The organism is Pseudomonas syringae KCTC 12500, assembly GCF_000507185.2.
In the GTDB taxonomy this organism is placed as follows: Bacteria; Pseudomonadota; Gammaproteobacteria; order Pseudomonadales; family Pseudomonadaceae; genus Aquipseudomonas; species Aquipseudomonas syringae.
On sequence record NZ_AYTM02000002.1, the window covers coordinates 2461872 to 2476101 of the forward strand.

Below are 14230 nucleotides of genomic sequence, written 5' to 3' on the forward strand. Positions count from 1 at the left end.
GTAATTATTTACCTACACGCTCCCGATTATCAGGTTCATCATGGCTGCCTTAACGCGATGCCGCCGTCATTGACCGTGGCGTTGTCAGCCCATAATGTACGGACATGCGCCGCAGCCTGCATATGGATCAGCTCGCTACAGCCCTTTTTGATATTCCTAATCCGCCATGAGCCAAGCCGCGTTTGTTAATCCCAGCATCCTCACGTGGTCCCGCGAGCGTGCAGGCTTGTCTGCCGCACAGGTCGCCAGAAAGCTTCCGGTGAAACCTGAGCGGGTCGTGGAATGGGAAGCGGGTGAGGCGAAACCGACTTTTCTTCAGGCGCAAAAGTGGGCGAGCGTCGCGCACGTTCCATTTGGCTTCCTTTTCCTTCTGCAACCGCCTGTTGAGCTGCTCCCGCTGCCAGACCTTCGCACGGTCGGCAACTTGGCCCCCCTGCGGCCAAGTCTGGAGCTTCTGGATACTGTGAAAGATGCCATTCGAAAGCAGGACTGGTATCTGGAGTATCTCCACAACCATGAGCAAAAGCCGCTTTCGTTCGTAGGCCGCTTTGACAGCCGATCGACTGTAAAGGCGGTTGTGGACGATATTCGCCGGACCCTCGACGTCGATCCAGAAAAATCCCGTCTCGATCATGACAGGTACAGCCGTGCTTTGATCGATGCCGCAGAAGCGGCCGGTGTGCTTGTGATGCGCAGCGGTATTGCGCTGGGCAATACCCATCGCAAACTGGAAGTCAGCGAGTTTCGGGGCTTCGCCATCAGCAATCCGCTGGCACCTTTGGTATTTATCAACAGCTCTGATGCTCCAACGGCTCGCTTGTTTACATTGATGCATGAGCTTGCACATATCTGGATTGGCAGCAGTGGTGTCTCTGACGCAGGCACTGCAAACGGCCGAGAGGACGAGCGTTTCTGCAATGCTGTAGCCGGAGAGTTTCTCGTTCCCGAAGCACTCTTTCGTACCCTGTGGGATACCACTGTGGAATGGGAAAGCAATCTAGCCCAGCTTGCTACGCGATTCCACGTCAGCAAACTCGTTATAGGTCGCCGAGCCCTCGACCTGGGCTTTGTAACGCAAGAGCAGTACGGTACGTATTACCAAAGGGTACTGAAAGCATTTCAGGAGGAGAAAGGCGGTGCCGGTAATTACTACCGGAATGCAACTGCCAAAAACAGCGCCCGTCTGAGCAGAGCCGTCCTGATCGAGGCCATGACTGGACGAATGCTGTTGCGTGAAGCAGGCAACTTGCTCGGCATACAGCCTGTCAAGTTGAGAACGCTGGCGCAGACAGTAACACTGTGAAGTATTTTCTTGACTCCAACACACTGATTGAAGCTAAGAACCGTTACTACGGCATGAGGATATGCCCGGCATACTGGCAATGGTTGTTGCTTCAAAATCAGGCTTTTTCTTTAGCGAGCATAGAGCCTGTCAAAGATGAACTCACCAAAGGCCATGATGAACTGGCGGCGTGGGCGATTGATAATTCGAGCTTCTTTTGGGGCGTTTCGGATGAAGATACCCAAACCGCTTTTGTGAAGGTTGTAACGTTAGTCGCTCAAGCCCAGGGTATGAAGACAGGGGCAATGGAAGGGTTTTTAAGGGGCGCTGATCCATGGCTGATCGCCAAAGCTCTGACCTCTGGAGCTACTGTCGTTACCCATGAAGTGCGCAATATGGATGCAAGGCGGAAATTCATCATCCCCAACCTCTGTGAACAGCTCAACGTCCCTTACATGAACACGTTTGAGCTGTTACACCACCTCAGCGCCATATTTGTGCTCCCTCAGCCCGGCAGAGTGCCGCCGCCCTCATCCGAGACGCTGTCGGCGTCGTCCACTTCCAGCTCACCTTCATCGTAAGTCTCGTCGTGTTCCGTACGCTTCTTCACCTCGTCGCCTTTTTTCGGGCCGACACCGGGTCTGTTCGCGTTCATGGCGAGGACCGGGTCTGCTTCGCGGTCGTACTGGCCGAGTTGCGGGCTGGCGGGGTCTTCTTTGGGTACGCTGTCTGTGAGTATGTGATCGGTTGTCATGTCAGCCACCTTTTTCGTTTGCCAAAGAAAGTGGACGTGGCATCGGGCTGAGGGTTCGATTCAATCGATGAGCGTGGCTGCGCTCAGCCGCCAAACGATGCGTAGTGCAAGGGCAGGCCGGTGGTGAATTTGATCTGTTCCATGGCGAAGCTGGAGCTCACGTCGCTGATGCCGGGGATGCTGATCAGTTGCTTGTACACCTCGTCGTACCCTGCGATGTCGGCCACCACGATGCGCAGCATGTAGTCGGTGTCGCCCGCCATGCGATAGCACTCGACCACTTCAGGCAGCTCGCCGACGGCGGCGTGAAACTGTTCGAGCCAGGCGGCGTTGTGCTGGTTGGTGCGGATGGCGGCGAAGACGCTGACTGATACGTTCAGCCGTTGCGGATTGAGCAGCGCGACCCGGCGGTCGATGATGCCGGCCTCTTCCAGCTTTTGGATGCGTCGCCAGCACGCGGTACTGCCCAGGCCGATACGCTCGGCGATGTCCGCCACCGAACGGGTGCAGTCGGTTTGCAGGATGTCGAGGATTGCCCGGTCGAATTTGTCCATTAGCGGTTTCCTGCGTTAGTCGCTCTACACTGATCGTGAGGAACGATGGGTGTATGACTGCGATTCTGCGTCTGAAGCAGCATCCTAGAATTTTTAATCGTAAAAAATCAAGTGAAAGCGAATAATTTTTCGAATTGGTTGTCCATGCCCGTGCAAATATCAATAATTTTTCGCGTGCGGATCAGTAATCTTTCAAGCAATCGGTCTGGTTATGCCAGCCCTTGATTTTGACTCGATTACAAAGTGAATTGCCCATGACCACTTCTGCGCTCTATCTGGATTACGCCGCCACCACACCTGTCGATGAGCAGGTCATCGAAGCCATGGTTGCCTGCATGGGGCGCGAAGGTCATTTCGGTAATCCGGCTTCCAGCGGGCACGGTTATGGGCAGGTGGCGCGGCAGGCTGTTGAACAGGCACGCGCGCAGGTGGCCGATGCGGTGGGTGCGCCTGTCGATACCATTGTCTGGACCTCCGGCGCTACCGAGTCCAACAACCTGGCGATCAAGGGCATCGCCCAGGATGCCAGCGCGCAACGCCGCCACATCATCACCAGCGTCCTGGAACACAAGGCCGTGCTCGACACCGTCAGCACGCTGGAGCGTCAGGGTTTTCCCGTCACCTGGCTGAAACCGGACGCCCAGGGCCTGATCCAGCCTCAAGCCGTACAGGCTGCCTTGCGCGAAGACACGCTGCTGGTGTCGCTGATGCTGGTGAACAATGAGCTGGGTACACTGACCGATATCGCCAGCATCGGCGCCTTGGTGCGCGAGCACGGTGCGCTGTTTCATGTGGACGCTGCGCAGGGCGTCGGCAAGGTAAAGGTCGATCTGGCGAGTCTGGCCGTCGACCTGATGTCGTTCTCGGCGCACAAGGCCTACGGCCCCAAGGGCATTGGCGCGCTGTACGTGGGCCCGCGTGCGCATTCACTGTTGAAAGCGCAGATCCACGGCGGCGGACATGAAGGCGGCTTTCGTTCGGGCACATTGGCCACCCATCAGATCGTCGGCATGGGGACGGCCTTTGCCTTGGCGATCAGCCAGGCCGACGCTGAAAACCGTCGTATCGAAGCGCTGAGTCGTCACCTGCGCGAAGGCCTGTTGAGCCTGCCGGATGTACAACTCAATGGCTGTCCGCAACAACGCATCCCGCACACCCTGAACCTGTGCATCACCCGCAGCGGCTTCACCAGCTCGCAGTTGTCCCACAGCCTGGCGTTGTCCTCGACGTCCGCGTGCAACTCGGCCAGCAATGCACCCTCGCATGTGCTGCTTGCTCTGGGCATGGACTCCGCCAAGGCCCTGGCCAGCGTGCGCGTCAGCCTTGGCCGCTACACCACGCAGGCAGATGTCGAACGCGCCATTGAGGTGTTCAGCAAGGCGCTCAGCGCACCTGCTGCGTTCTGGTAACTCACGACACCTACAGGCCGCCCGAATCACGGGCGGCCCTCTCCCGGCGCACCCGCGCCAATCTGCCGAGTTGATACCCGCCGGGGTCAGTGACTGCGCCCTGCAGCCGCAAATACTCGTCTCCAGATGAAAATGTACCCCTCCAGATACAAAAAGACACAAATTGGCACAGTTCTTTCTAGTGGAACGGTCGTGCCATAAACCAATGGTGCGCGCTGCATTCATGGGGTGCCTACACGCACCAAAGTGCAGTTAACGGACGTCAGAGCGTCCATAAACAGTGCAGGGGGGCAGACCACAAGTCTCGCTGCCCGCCAGGAAAGGAATCTAGCTGTGCCCTATCAGTCTTGCGTCAGACCACCGTTACGTTGGCAATCCACAGCTTGGGCATCACCTGCCTCAAGCGATGCCTGCACGGTCGCTTCACCCTTGTCCCGATCTGCGCGTTGTTATTCGACGGCCCTGCACGTCTGGACTTAAGACATTTCGCGTGTGCCTTGAGTGTTCTGATGATGAATCAGGACGTGGCGTGGCCGTGCGCGTAATTAAGTAAATAGCGGGCTGTTTTTAATTAAAAGACGGTCGACCTATAAAGAGTGTCCGACACTTTGTTTTAAGTGGTTTCATTTTGCCATCACCCATGGAATGGCTTTTATTTCAACAACGCTAACTGTCCACACAACCGCGTACCTGTACGGAGCATTGTTTTATGAGGCGCTGATAAACTAACGCACCAACGTGATCCTAGTGACACAGTATTGGTGCATCAAACAAAGTGACTTGCAGGTCATGATTTTCGAACGCGTCTGCTCAAGCAGAGGGTCATTGTTTGCCTGTTTTTTTGTTCGAGGTTTTATTCATCTGTGCGGTTTTGAAGTCAATGAAGTCGGGAATCGATAAATAGTTATACGAATGCGACACCCGCTCTGCATCAATGGTTACAGCTAGGGCGTTCTGGCACAGCGGTTGCAATGTAAGCCTTCAGGAACATCGCTGTACGTCCCCGTACATGACGATAAGAAAGCAAGGATTTGCAATGTCAGTGCCCTGATTCAAGACGTCCTTTAACCGTTTGAGTTCGCCGTGTGCGCACCCACCGCGTTGCCCTGCCTATCCACAATATGCAGGTCTTCATCAATCGAACAGTTACCCATTGTTCGAGCGGATTTTTATTGCCCTTTAACTACCCGAGGGAGCGTTAATGAATGATGCGGTAATAATGAAAGCGGTTCCCTCTCCCTCGCCCGATGACACTTCGACGGCGTGGCAGGGTATTCCTTTCAGCGCCAATACGTCACGCCCGGGCGGCCTTAACAAACCGCAAGTAATGGTGTTGATTGCTGCGTCGGTACTTATTCATGGTGTGATCTGGTGGTACATGCAAACGGCCCAGCCAGACGTGCCGGAAGTTGCGCCACAAGTTCCGGAAATGACCATTGAACTGACCAGCCCGACACCACCCGCCCCGGAACCGCCGCCGCCCGAGCCACCACCTCCGCCGCCGCCTCCACCGCCTCCCCCCGAACCGGAACAACCGGTCGAGGACCCGGACGCGGTCGAACCGCCGCCCAAGCCGGTGGAAAAGCCCAAGGTCGAGAAGCCCAAGCCGGTCAAGAAAGTCGAGCCGGTGAAAAAGCCGACGCCGCCTGCGCCCAAGCCTGCTGCTGCGCCCAGCCCGCCCGCGCCGCCAACACCTGCGCCCGCGCCGCCGGCACCTGCTGCGCCACCGGCTCCGGTCAAGGAAAGCGCTGCGGTATCCGGGCTCGCCAGCCTGGGCAATCCGCCGCCGGAATACCCGGGGCTGGCGTTGCGACGCAGTTGGGAAGGTCGCGTGATTCTGCGCATCAAGGTGCTGCCCAACGGCCGCGCCGGGGCTGTCGAGGTGACCAAATCCAGCGGCAAACCGGTACTGGACGAAGCGGCCGTGGAGGCTGTGCGCAACTGGAAGTTCATACCGGCCAAACGCGGTGACACGCCGATAGAAGGCTTCGCGACGCAGACCATCGACTTCAAGTTGCCGGAATGATCCGGCGCATGACAACCGACTATTCAATTATCAAAGCTGGTGAGGTTTAAACCATGAACGCATCGCTCTCTTCCATGATCGTCCCGGCCGTGCTCTGGGCACTGATTCTGTTTTCCGTATTGAGTTGGGCACTGTTGCTGATCAAGTCGGCGCAGTATGTCCGCCAGAAGTCCCAGAACAAACAATTCACCAAAGTGTTCTGGAGCGCACCGGACCTGCTCACCGCTGCCGAGCATTCTGCGCAATACCCTGGCGCGCTGGCGCGTATCGCCAACAGTGGCTTTGAAGCCATGGCGGTCGATGAGTCGCCGCGCACCACGCAACAATTGGCGCACACCATCAACCGCTCGGACCGCCTGGAGCGCAACCTGCGCCAGCAGATACAAAAAGAGCGGCGCGCGCTGGAAAGTGGCCAGGCGATTCTCGCCAGTATCGGCAGCACCGCGCCCTTCATCGGCCTGTTCGGTACGGTCTGGGGGATCATGGAAGCGCTGCAAAGCATCGGCGTGACCGGCTCGGCCAGCCTTGAAGCGGTCGCCGGGCCTATCGGTCACGCGCTGGTCGCCACCGGCGTGGGTATCGCCGTCGCCGTACCAGCAGTGCTGATCTACAACTTCTTCCTGCGCCGCCTCAAGCTCGCCGTGGCCGACATGGATGACTTCGCCCACGACTTCGACGCCCTCGCCCAGCGCAGCGCCTTTGCCGTCACGCGCCAGCCCATCGCCAGCAAGAATGGCCATGCCGTTCGGGAGGCCAGCTAATGTCTTTCTCCACTCAGGACAGCGATGAAGTACTCAGCGAAATGAACGTCACGCCGCTGGTCGACGTGATGCTCGTGCTGCTGGTGGTGTTCATCGTCACCACGCCGCTGATGACCAACGCGATCAAGGTCAACTTGCCCAAGACCGACGCAGTCGCCCCCGCCGAGAAGAAAAACCCGGTGGTGGTCAGCGTCGATCAGGACGGCAAGTTCTATCTCGCCAAATCGGAAATCGCCCCGGAGCTGCTGGAAAAAAGCCTGCAGGACGAAAAGGCCAAGGACCCGGAAATCCGCGTCCAGTTGCAGGCCGATACCGCCGTGAATTATGGCCAGGTGGCCAAGGCCATGGCCTCCATCGAACGCTCCGGCATTACGAAGATATCCGTCATGACAGCGAAATGACGCTCGACTGACCGGGTGGCTTCGCCTCGCGAAGCCGTCTGACCCGACCCCCGTGAATGCGGTTGTCCGTGGGCTGAAAAGCCCCTGGAGGGGAGCGGCTTGCTGGAAAAAGAAGAAGTGGAACTCCCGCTCGGCACAACCGCGTCGGGAACAGAGGGCTCACAAGGCCATTTCAATAATGTCTGGATCAAGTCGGAACTAACCATGCTGATGAATCTTCCCGGTTGCACCCTCAAACCACTGGCCCTCGCGGTCCGGCGTCATCCACGTACCCTGCTCTGCGCATTGGCCATGGGCATGAGCGGTGCCCAGGCGGCAGACGCCGTCGATGCAGACACCAGCGGCTCGGCCGTGTCCACCAGCGCAGCGGTTGTGCCTGCCACGACCCAGCTGCAACGTGTAGAAGTGACCGGTTCGGCGATCCGCCGGGTCGATGCCGAAACCGCCGTGCCGATTACCATCCTGCGCGCCGACGACCTGAAGAAACAGGGCGTGACCACCACCCAGGAAATGGTCCAGCGCATCACCGGCAGCCAGTCGATCAACAACAGCGCAGGCTCGGTCGGAGCCGGAACAGGAGGCGCCTCCTTCGCCGACATGCGCGGCATCGGTGCGAACAAGACGCTGGTGCTGCTCAACGGCCGACGTCTGGCCAACAATGCGTTGTCCGGTGTGGGTACGCCCAACGGCAGCGCCATTGACCTGAACATGATCCCGTTCGCTGCGATCGACCGCGTGGAAGTGCTGCGTGACGGTGCCTCGGCGCTGTACGGCACCGACGCCATCGGTGGTGTGATCAACTTCATCACCAAAAAATCCCTGACCGATGGCAGCCTGACCCTCGGTGGCGAGACGCCGACCGCCAGTGGCGGCGGTGCGACCAAGGACATGAGTGCCAGCTGGGGCTTCGGTGATCTGGAAGAAGACCGCTTTAACGTGATGGGCGTCTTCAACTACAACAAGCAGCAGAATCTGGACGCCAATGATCGTTCGTTTGCCAAGGATTACGTACCGGGACGCGGTCTCAACCAGACCTCCGGGACGGCATATCCCGGCAATTATTTTCAGGGCGACAACTCCGCCAACCCGCTGGGCAGAAACTGCAGCGGCCCCAGCCTGATAGCCAGCAACGGCATCTGCCGATTCAGTACTCGCGAGTACATCGACCTGATCCCGCAAACCGAAAAGACCTCTTTTTTCGGCAGGGCTACCGGCAAGCTGGCCGACGATCACAACGTCAGCCTCGAATACTTCTGGGCCCGCAACAACAACCATACCGATATCGGGCCAGCGCCTCTCACCGGGCTGTCACTGGACTCGTCGTCACCCTTCTATCCCGGTAACGGCATCACTCCGGCCCCCACCGATTTCACCCTCGACCCGACGCAACCGGTCAGCACCGCATGGCGAGAAACGGCAGCAGGCCCACGCGGATCGAGCGATCAAAATACCAGTCAACGATTTCTGCTGAATTTCGACGGTCTGGTGGGTGGCTGGGACTACAACGTTGGCGCGTCCTACAACCAGAACAAAGTGTTGTCATCGCTCACCGATGGTTACATCAGCGATGCTGCAATGCTCAATGGCCTCGCCAATGGCACCCTCAATCCGTTTGGTCCGCAGACCGCTGCCGGTCAGGCGCTGATTGACGCCAATCAATACCATGGCCAGTACTCAAGCGCCGTGGGCCGGGTGGCCGGGCTGGATGCGCGTATTAGCCGGGAAATCGGTGACTGGTTCGGTGCAGGCCCTGCCGGCATTGCGCTAGGTGGCGAATACCGAAAAGAGAAAATGCATCAAGAGTACGAAGCTTTCGTCAACGACGTCAGCAGTCTGGGCGCAGATGCCGCAGGCAGCGTCGAAGGTGACAGGAGCGTCAAGGCAGAATACGCCGAACTGAATGTCCCCGTGCTGGACAGCCTTGAACTGACCGCCGCCGTTCGTCACGACAAATACAGCGACTTCGGCAGCACCACCAACCCGAAATACTCGTTCCGCTATCAGCCGTTCAAGCAACTGGTGGTCCGTGGTGCCTACAGCGAAGGCTTTCGCGCACCTTCGCTGTACGAACTGTATGCCCCGCGTAGCACGACCTTTACCCAAGGCTATTACAACGACCCGGTGCTGTGTGCCGGTGGTGTCGTCCAGCCTGGTGGTAACGCTGGTCGTGATTGCCAGCAGCAGTTCCTCAACAATGGCGGAGGCAACACCGAGCTGGCCCCGGAAAAAGCCCGCAACATGACCCTGGGCTTCGTCTATCAGCCGGTCAACAACCTGTCGATGGGCCTGGATTTCTGGTGGATTCATATCTCCAACCAGATCCAGGCGTTCCCCGAGTCGACCGTGTTCGATGACCCGAACACCTACGCCGACCGCTACGTGCGCGCTGCCGACGGTTCGATCGCCAACATCGTCACCGGCAACGCCAACCTGGGCATCGTCAAAACCAGCGGTGTCGACGTAACCCTCGACTATCGCTTCCCGAACACGCCTTACGGCCAGTTCGGTCTGGGCATGACCGGCACCTACGTCACCCGGTATGACTTCCAGAACATCATCGACGGCCCGTACACCGACAAGGTCGGCGACTTCCAGGGCGACGGCGTGATTTCGCGCTGGAAACACGTCCTGACCGGTACCTGGGCACTGGGCGATACCCGCGCCTCCATCACCAACCGCTTCACCAGCGGCTATAACGATTACGACCGCACCACCAATGCGCGGGTCGCGTCGTACGCGCTGTGGGACATGTCGGTGGGTCATACCTTCGACAAGGTGCTGGATATCGACGCTGGTGTGCGCAATATGTTCGACCGCAACCCGCCGTTCTCCAACCAGGCCTACAACTTCCAGTCCGGCTACGACCCTCGTTACGCAGACCCGCTGGGCCGTACTCTGTTCGCCCGCGCGACTTACCACTTCTGAGTGTGACGACGTGGCCCATACACGCTCCGTGGGCCAGGTCAGATTGCGAGCTCGCCCCCTCCGGCCCAGGTTCATCCGCCTTCCTCGGCCGGGGGCTTTTTCGCAGTGTTCCGTCATTCAGTGCGTACGAGGAAAGCCCCACCATGTCGCGTCTTAACCGTTTTCTGCGGCGCCTGCTTCTGGGTGTCGTGCTGTGCAGTGGCTGGCAGACCGTGCTGGCGACGCCGACCCACGCCTTGACCGTCTATGGCGAGGCGGCGAAATACCCGGCTGGCTTTAAGCACTTCGATTACGTCAACCCGAACGCCCCTAAAGGCGGCTCGCTGACGCGCTCGGCGGAAGAAATCGGCCAGTTCAATTACCTCAATCCCTACGTCGATCAGGGCATCAATGTGCGCGAGGTCGACAGCTGGGTGTACTCGCCACTGGCCTATCGCTCGCTGGATGAGCCGTACACGGTGTATGGCCTGATCGCGGAAAAGATGGAGATGGACCCGGACGGTCTGTGGATTCGTTTTTTCCTCAACCCCAAGGCGCGTTTCGAGGACGGCAAGCCCGTCACCGCCGAAGACGTGCGCTACACCTTCGAGCTGATGACCACCAAGGGCAGCTTCAGCTATCGACCGATGTTCGCCGACGTCAAAGAGGTGACCATCGAAGGCCCGCTGCAGATTCGCTTCGACTTCAAGAACAACCTCAACCGCATGCTGGCGCTGGACATTGCCAGCCTGCACATCCTCCCCGAACACTGGTGGAAGACCCGCGACTTCGCCAACGGCGGCGGTTTCGAACCGCCGCTGGGCAACGGGCCGTACCGGGTCGCCAAGGTCGACGCCGGACGCAGCGTCACCTTCGAACGGGTCAAGGATTGGTGGGGCAAGGACCTGCCGGTCAGCCGTGGTCTGTACAACTTCGACACGCTCACCGTGAACTACTACGGCGACACCGAAATCGCTCGCCAGCTGCTGCAGGCCGGGACGTTCGACTACAACCGCGAGTTCTCCTCTTCAGGCTTCGTGGTCGGCTACAGCGGCCCGGCGATTGACGACGGGCGCCTGCAAAAGCGCATCCTCGCACCGCAACGTCCGGTCGCCGCGCAGGGCTTTGTGTTCAATCTGGACAAACCCATGTTCAAGGACCGCCGCGTGCGCGAGGCGCTGTCATTGCTGTGGGATTTCGACTGGATCAATCGCCGGGTCATGCGCAATTTCTACGTGCGCGAACAAAGCTACTTTCCGAAGAGCGACATGGCCGCCACCGAGCTGCCGACTCCGGCCGAGCTGAAGCTCCTCGAGCCCTTGCGCGGCCAGTTGCCGGACGAGGTGTTCAGCAAGGTCTACCAGCCACCGAAAACCGACGGCAGCGGTTACATCCGTGACAAGCAGTTGCAGGCCCTCAAGCTGCTGGCCGAAGCCGGCTGGCACCCGAAAGACAACAAGCTGGTCAACGCGGCGGGCGAGCCGATGGTGTTCAGTTTTCTCGATGGTCAGGGCGGCTTCGACCGGCTGATCCTGCCCTTCAAGCGTACGCTGGCGCAGATCGGCATCACGCTGGATTTTCTGCGCATCGATTCGGCGCAGTACATCAACCGGCTTAATGCGCGGGACTACGACATGATCGTGGTCAGCCTGCCGAAAAACGGCAATCCGATCATCTCTCCGGGCCGTGAGCTGTACAACCTGTATGGCTCGCAAAGCGCCACCGAAGTGGGCAGCTCCAACGCCATGGTGCTGCGCAACCCTGCGGTAGACACGCTGATCGACGGGCTGGTCAGCGCCAATACGCGCAACGACATGGTGCTCTACGCGCGGGCGCTGGATCGGGTCCTGCAGTGGGGTTACTACATGATCCCCAACTACTACTCCAAGGGCACGCCGCTGGTGTTCGCCAACCGTTTCGGCATGCCGGATGTGGCACCGATCTATGACGTGGGCCTGGAAACCTGGTGGCAGATCAGTCCGACGCCGCTGACCAATGCTCAGGCCACTGCGCTGACCGGCAAACCTGCCGCCGCCAAGGAGTATTGAGATGCTGGCTTATGTGATTCGACGCCTGCTGCTGATCATTCCCACGCTGCTGGCCATTCTGATCGTCAACTTCCTGATCGTGCAGGCCGCCCCCGGCGGACCGGTCGAGCAGGCCATCGCGCGCATTCAGGGCTTCAGCCCCAACGGTGTGGGCGGCGGCGGGGGCGAAGTGGCTGCCTCCGGTACCGCCAGCCGCAGCACACGCGGGCTGGACCCGGCGCTGATCGAGCAGATCAAGCAACACTACGGTTTCGACAAACCGATGCACGAACGGCTGTGGCTAATGCTCAAGAACTACGCACAACTGGATTTCGGCACCAGCTTCTTCCGCGGTGCACCGGTCACCGAACTGATTGCACAAAAGCTCCCGGTGTCGCTGTCCCTCGGGCTTTGGGCGACGCTGATCACGTACCTGATTTCCATCCCGCTGGGCATTCGCAAGGCAGTGCGGCATGGCAGCGCGTTCGATGTCTGGAGCAGCACGCTGGTGATCATCGGTTACGCCACGCCCGCGTTTCTGTTCGCCATTCTGTTGATCGTGGTGTTCGCCGGGGGCAGTTACCTGAGCTGGTTTCCGGCGCAAGGGCTGTTCTCGGACAACTTCGATAGCCTGAGCACCTGGGGCAAGGTGAAGGACTATCTGTGGCACCTGGTGCTGCCGGTCAGTTCGCTGGTGATCGGCGGGTTCGCCACGCTGACCATCCTCACCAAGAACAGCTTTCTCAACGAGATCAGCCGCCAGTACGTGGTCACGGCGCGCGCCAAGGGCCTGACCGAGCACCGCGTGCTGTACGGCCATGTGTTTCGCAACGCCATGTTGCTGGTGATCGCCGGTATTCCACAGGCCTTGATCGAAGTGTTCTTCGCCGGCTCGCTGCTGATCGAAACCATCTTCGGCCTCGATGGTTTGGGGCGCATGAGTTACGAAGCAGCCGTCTCGCGCGACTACCCCATCGTGTTCGGCACGCTGTTTCTGTTCACGCTGTTCGGCCTGCTGATCAAACTGATCGGTGACCTGTGTTACACGCTGGTCGACCCACGCATCGACTTTTCCGCGAGGAGCGCCTGATGTTCGAGTTCTCTCCCCAAACCCGGCGCCGCTTCGACCTGTTCAAGGCCAACCGTCGCGGTTGGTGGTCGCTGTGGATCTTCATCGGCCTGCTGCTGGTGTGCCTGTGCGGCGAACTGATCGCCAACGACAAGCCGCTGCTGATCCGCTACGACGGGCAGCTGTATTACCCGGTGCTGCACACCTACATGGAAACCGATTTCGGCGGCGAGCTGCCGTTCGAACCGGACTATGCCAGCGACTATGTGCGCAAGCTGATCGCGGCGAAAAACGGCTGGATGCTGTTCGCGCCGATCCCGTTCAGCTACGACACCATCAATTATGATCTGGACGCGCCGTCCCCCAGCCCGCCTGATGCGATCAACTGGCTGGGCACGGACGAACAGGCTCGCGATGTGTTGGCACGTGTGCTGTTCGGCGCGCGGATATCCATTCTGTTCGCGCTGCTGCTGACCGCGATCAGCACGGTGATCGGCGTGTGTGCCGGGGCGATTCAGGGGTACTACGGCGGCATGACCGACCTCATCGGCCAGCGCATTCAGGAGATCTGGTCGGGGCTGCCGGTGCTGTACCTGCTGATCATTCTGTCCGGCTTTGTGTCGCCCAGTTTCTGGTGGCTGCTGGGGATCATGGCGCTGTTCTCCTGGCTGTCGCTGGTGGACGTGGTGCGTGCCGAGTTCCTGCGTGGGCGCAATCTGGAGTACGTCAAAGCTGCCCGCGCATTGGGTCTGACCGACGCTGCGCTGATGTGGCGACACATCCTGCCCAACGCGATGACCAGTACCCTGACCTACCTGCCGTTCATCATCACCGGCGCCATCGCCACCCTCACTGCACTGGATTTTCTCGGCTTCGGCATGCCGGCGGGCAGTGCGTCGCTGGGCGAGCTGATCGGCGAGGCCAAGCGCAACCTGCAAGCACCCTGGCTGGGGCTGACGGCGTTCGTGGTGCTGGCCCTGATCCTTTCTCTGCTGGTGTTCATCGGCGAAGCCTGCCGCGACGCGTTCGATCCTCGGAGCTGA

Annotated in this window: 12 protein-coding genes; 10 read left to right on the top strand and 2 right to left on the bottom strand. The window is 59.5% G+C overall.

All coding sequences use genetic code 11. The annotated features are described in order from the left end of the window. The first annotated feature begins 166 nt into the window (after positions 1-166). On the top strand, positions 167-1303 hold the full coding sequence (locus V476_RS11310; RefSeq protein ID WP_024958929.1) for an XRE family transcriptional regulator: 1137 nt from the start codon (positions 167-169) through the stop codon (positions 1301-1303). After that, positions 1300-1863, top strand: a complete 564-nt coding sequence (locus V476_RS27050; RefSeq protein WP_080278381.1) for a DUF4411 family protein — start codon at positions 1300-1302, stop codon at positions 1861-1863. Before V476_RS11310 ends, V476_RS27050 begins: the two co-directional genes overlap by 4 nt. Here the strand turns inward: V476_RS27050 and V476_RS11315 are convergent. Together V476_RS11315 and V476_RS11320 are read right to left on the bottom strand one after the other, a co-directional pair. Beyond that, the gene (locus tag V476_RS11315) at positions 1788-2036 is read right to left on the bottom strand and encodes a hypothetical protein (RefSeq protein WP_003339994.1); all 249 of its coding nucleotides are present in this window, start codon (positions 2034-2036) and stop codon (positions 1788-1790) included. The two genes, V476_RS27050 and V476_RS11315, sit on opposite strands and share 76 nt — an antisense overlap. A gap of 83 nt (positions 2037-2119) precedes the next feature. Next, entirely contained in the window at positions 2120-2590 is a 471-nt protein-coding gene (locus tag V476_RS11320) for an Lrp/AsnC family transcriptional regulator (RefSeq protein ID WP_003339996.1), read from the bottom strand. Between the two features lie 254 nt (positions 2591-2844). Here V476_RS11320 and V476_RS11325 point away from each other — a divergent pair, with 254 nt between their 5' ends. The 8 genes from V476_RS11325 (at position 2845) to V476_RS11360 (ending at position 14230) form a co-directional block, all read left to right on the top strand. Beyond that, entirely contained in the window at positions 2845-3999 is a 1155-nt protein-coding gene (locus tag V476_RS11325) for a cysteine desulfurase family protein (RefSeq protein ID WP_024958928.1), read from the top strand. Positions 4000-5200: 1201 nt separating this feature from the next. Beyond that, positions 5201-6025, top strand: a complete 825-nt coding sequence (locus V476_RS11330; RefSeq protein WP_074953706.1) for an energy transducer TonB — start codon at positions 5201-5203, stop codon at positions 6023-6025. 74 nt (positions 6026-6099) lie between these two features. Beyond that, positions 6100-6786, top strand: coding sequence for a MotA/TolQ/ExbB proton channel family protein (locus V476_RS11335; protein ID WP_003425751.1), 687 nt, complete (start codon positions 6100-6102; stop codon positions 6784-6786). Then, a complete protein-coding gene (locus V476_RS11340) occupies positions 6786-7187 on the top strand; it encodes an ExbD/TolR family protein (protein ID WP_002555939.1) in 402 nt (133 codons plus the stop codon). The genes V476_RS11335 and V476_RS11340 overlap by 1 nt, the downstream gene beginning before the upstream one ends. Before the next feature lie 99 nt (positions 7188-7286). Continuing rightward, positions 7287-10112 (top strand): TonB-dependent receptor, encoded by a 2826-nt coding sequence (locus V476_RS11345; protein ID WP_024959731.1) that lies wholly within the window; start codon positions 7287-7289, stop codon positions 10110-10112. A 143-nt stretch (positions 10113-10255) separates the two neighbouring features. Continuing rightward, the gene (locus tag V476_RS11350; protein WP_024959732.1) at positions 10256-12139 is read left to right on the top strand and encodes an extracellular solute-binding protein; all 1884 of its coding nucleotides are present in this window, start codon (positions 10256-10258) and stop codon (positions 12137-12139) included. A 1-nt stretch (position 12140) separates the two neighbouring features. Then, a complete protein-coding gene (locus V476_RS11355) occupies positions 12141-13208 on the top strand; it encodes a microcin C ABC transporter permease YejB (RefSeq protein ID WP_003413943.1) in 1068 nt (355 codons plus the stop codon). Next, a complete protein-coding gene (locus V476_RS11360; RefSeq protein ID WP_004408873.1) occupies positions 13208-14230 on the top strand; it encodes an ABC transporter permease in 1023 nt (340 codons plus the stop codon). Before V476_RS11355 ends, V476_RS11360 begins: the two co-directional genes overlap by 1 nt.

Coding starts and splice junctions, on each gene's coding strand:
- V476_RS11325 (WP_024958928.1), top strand. CDS start 2,845: ATGACCACTTCTGCGCTCTATCTGGATTACGCCGCCACCACACCTGTC.
- V476_RS11355 (WP_003413943.1), top strand. CDS start 12,141: ATGCTGGCTTATGTGATTCGACGCCTGCTGCTGATCATTCCCACGCTG.
- V476_RS11315 (WP_003339994.1), bottom strand. CDS start 2,036: ATGACAACCGATCACATACTCACAGACAGCGTACCCAAAGAAGACCCC.
- V476_RS11320 (WP_003339996.1), bottom strand. CDS start 2,590: ATGGACAAATTCGACCGGGCAATCCTCGACATCCTGCAAACCGACTGC.
- V476_RS11350 (WP_024959732.1), top strand. CDS start 10,256: ATGTCGCGTCTTAACCGTTTTCTGCGGCGCCTGCTTCTGGGTGTCGTG.
- V476_RS11330 (WP_074953706.1), top strand. CDS start 5,201: ATGAATGATGCGGTAATAATGAAAGCGGTTCCCTCTCCCTCGCCCGAT.
- V476_RS11360 (WP_004408873.1), top strand. CDS start 13,208: ATGTTCGAGTTCTCTCCCCAAACCCGGCGCCGCTTCGACCTGTTCAAG.
- V476_RS11335 (WP_003425751.1), top strand. CDS start 6,100: ATGATCGTCCCGGCCGTGCTCTGGGCACTGATTCTGTTTTCCGTATTG.
- V476_RS11340 (WP_002555939.1), top strand. CDS start 6,786: ATGTCTTTCTCCACTCAGGACAGCGATGAAGTACTCAGCGAAATGAAC.
- V476_RS11310 (WP_024958929.1), top strand. CDS start 167: ATGAGCCAAGCCGCGTTTGTTAATCCCAGCATCCTCACGTGGTCCCGC.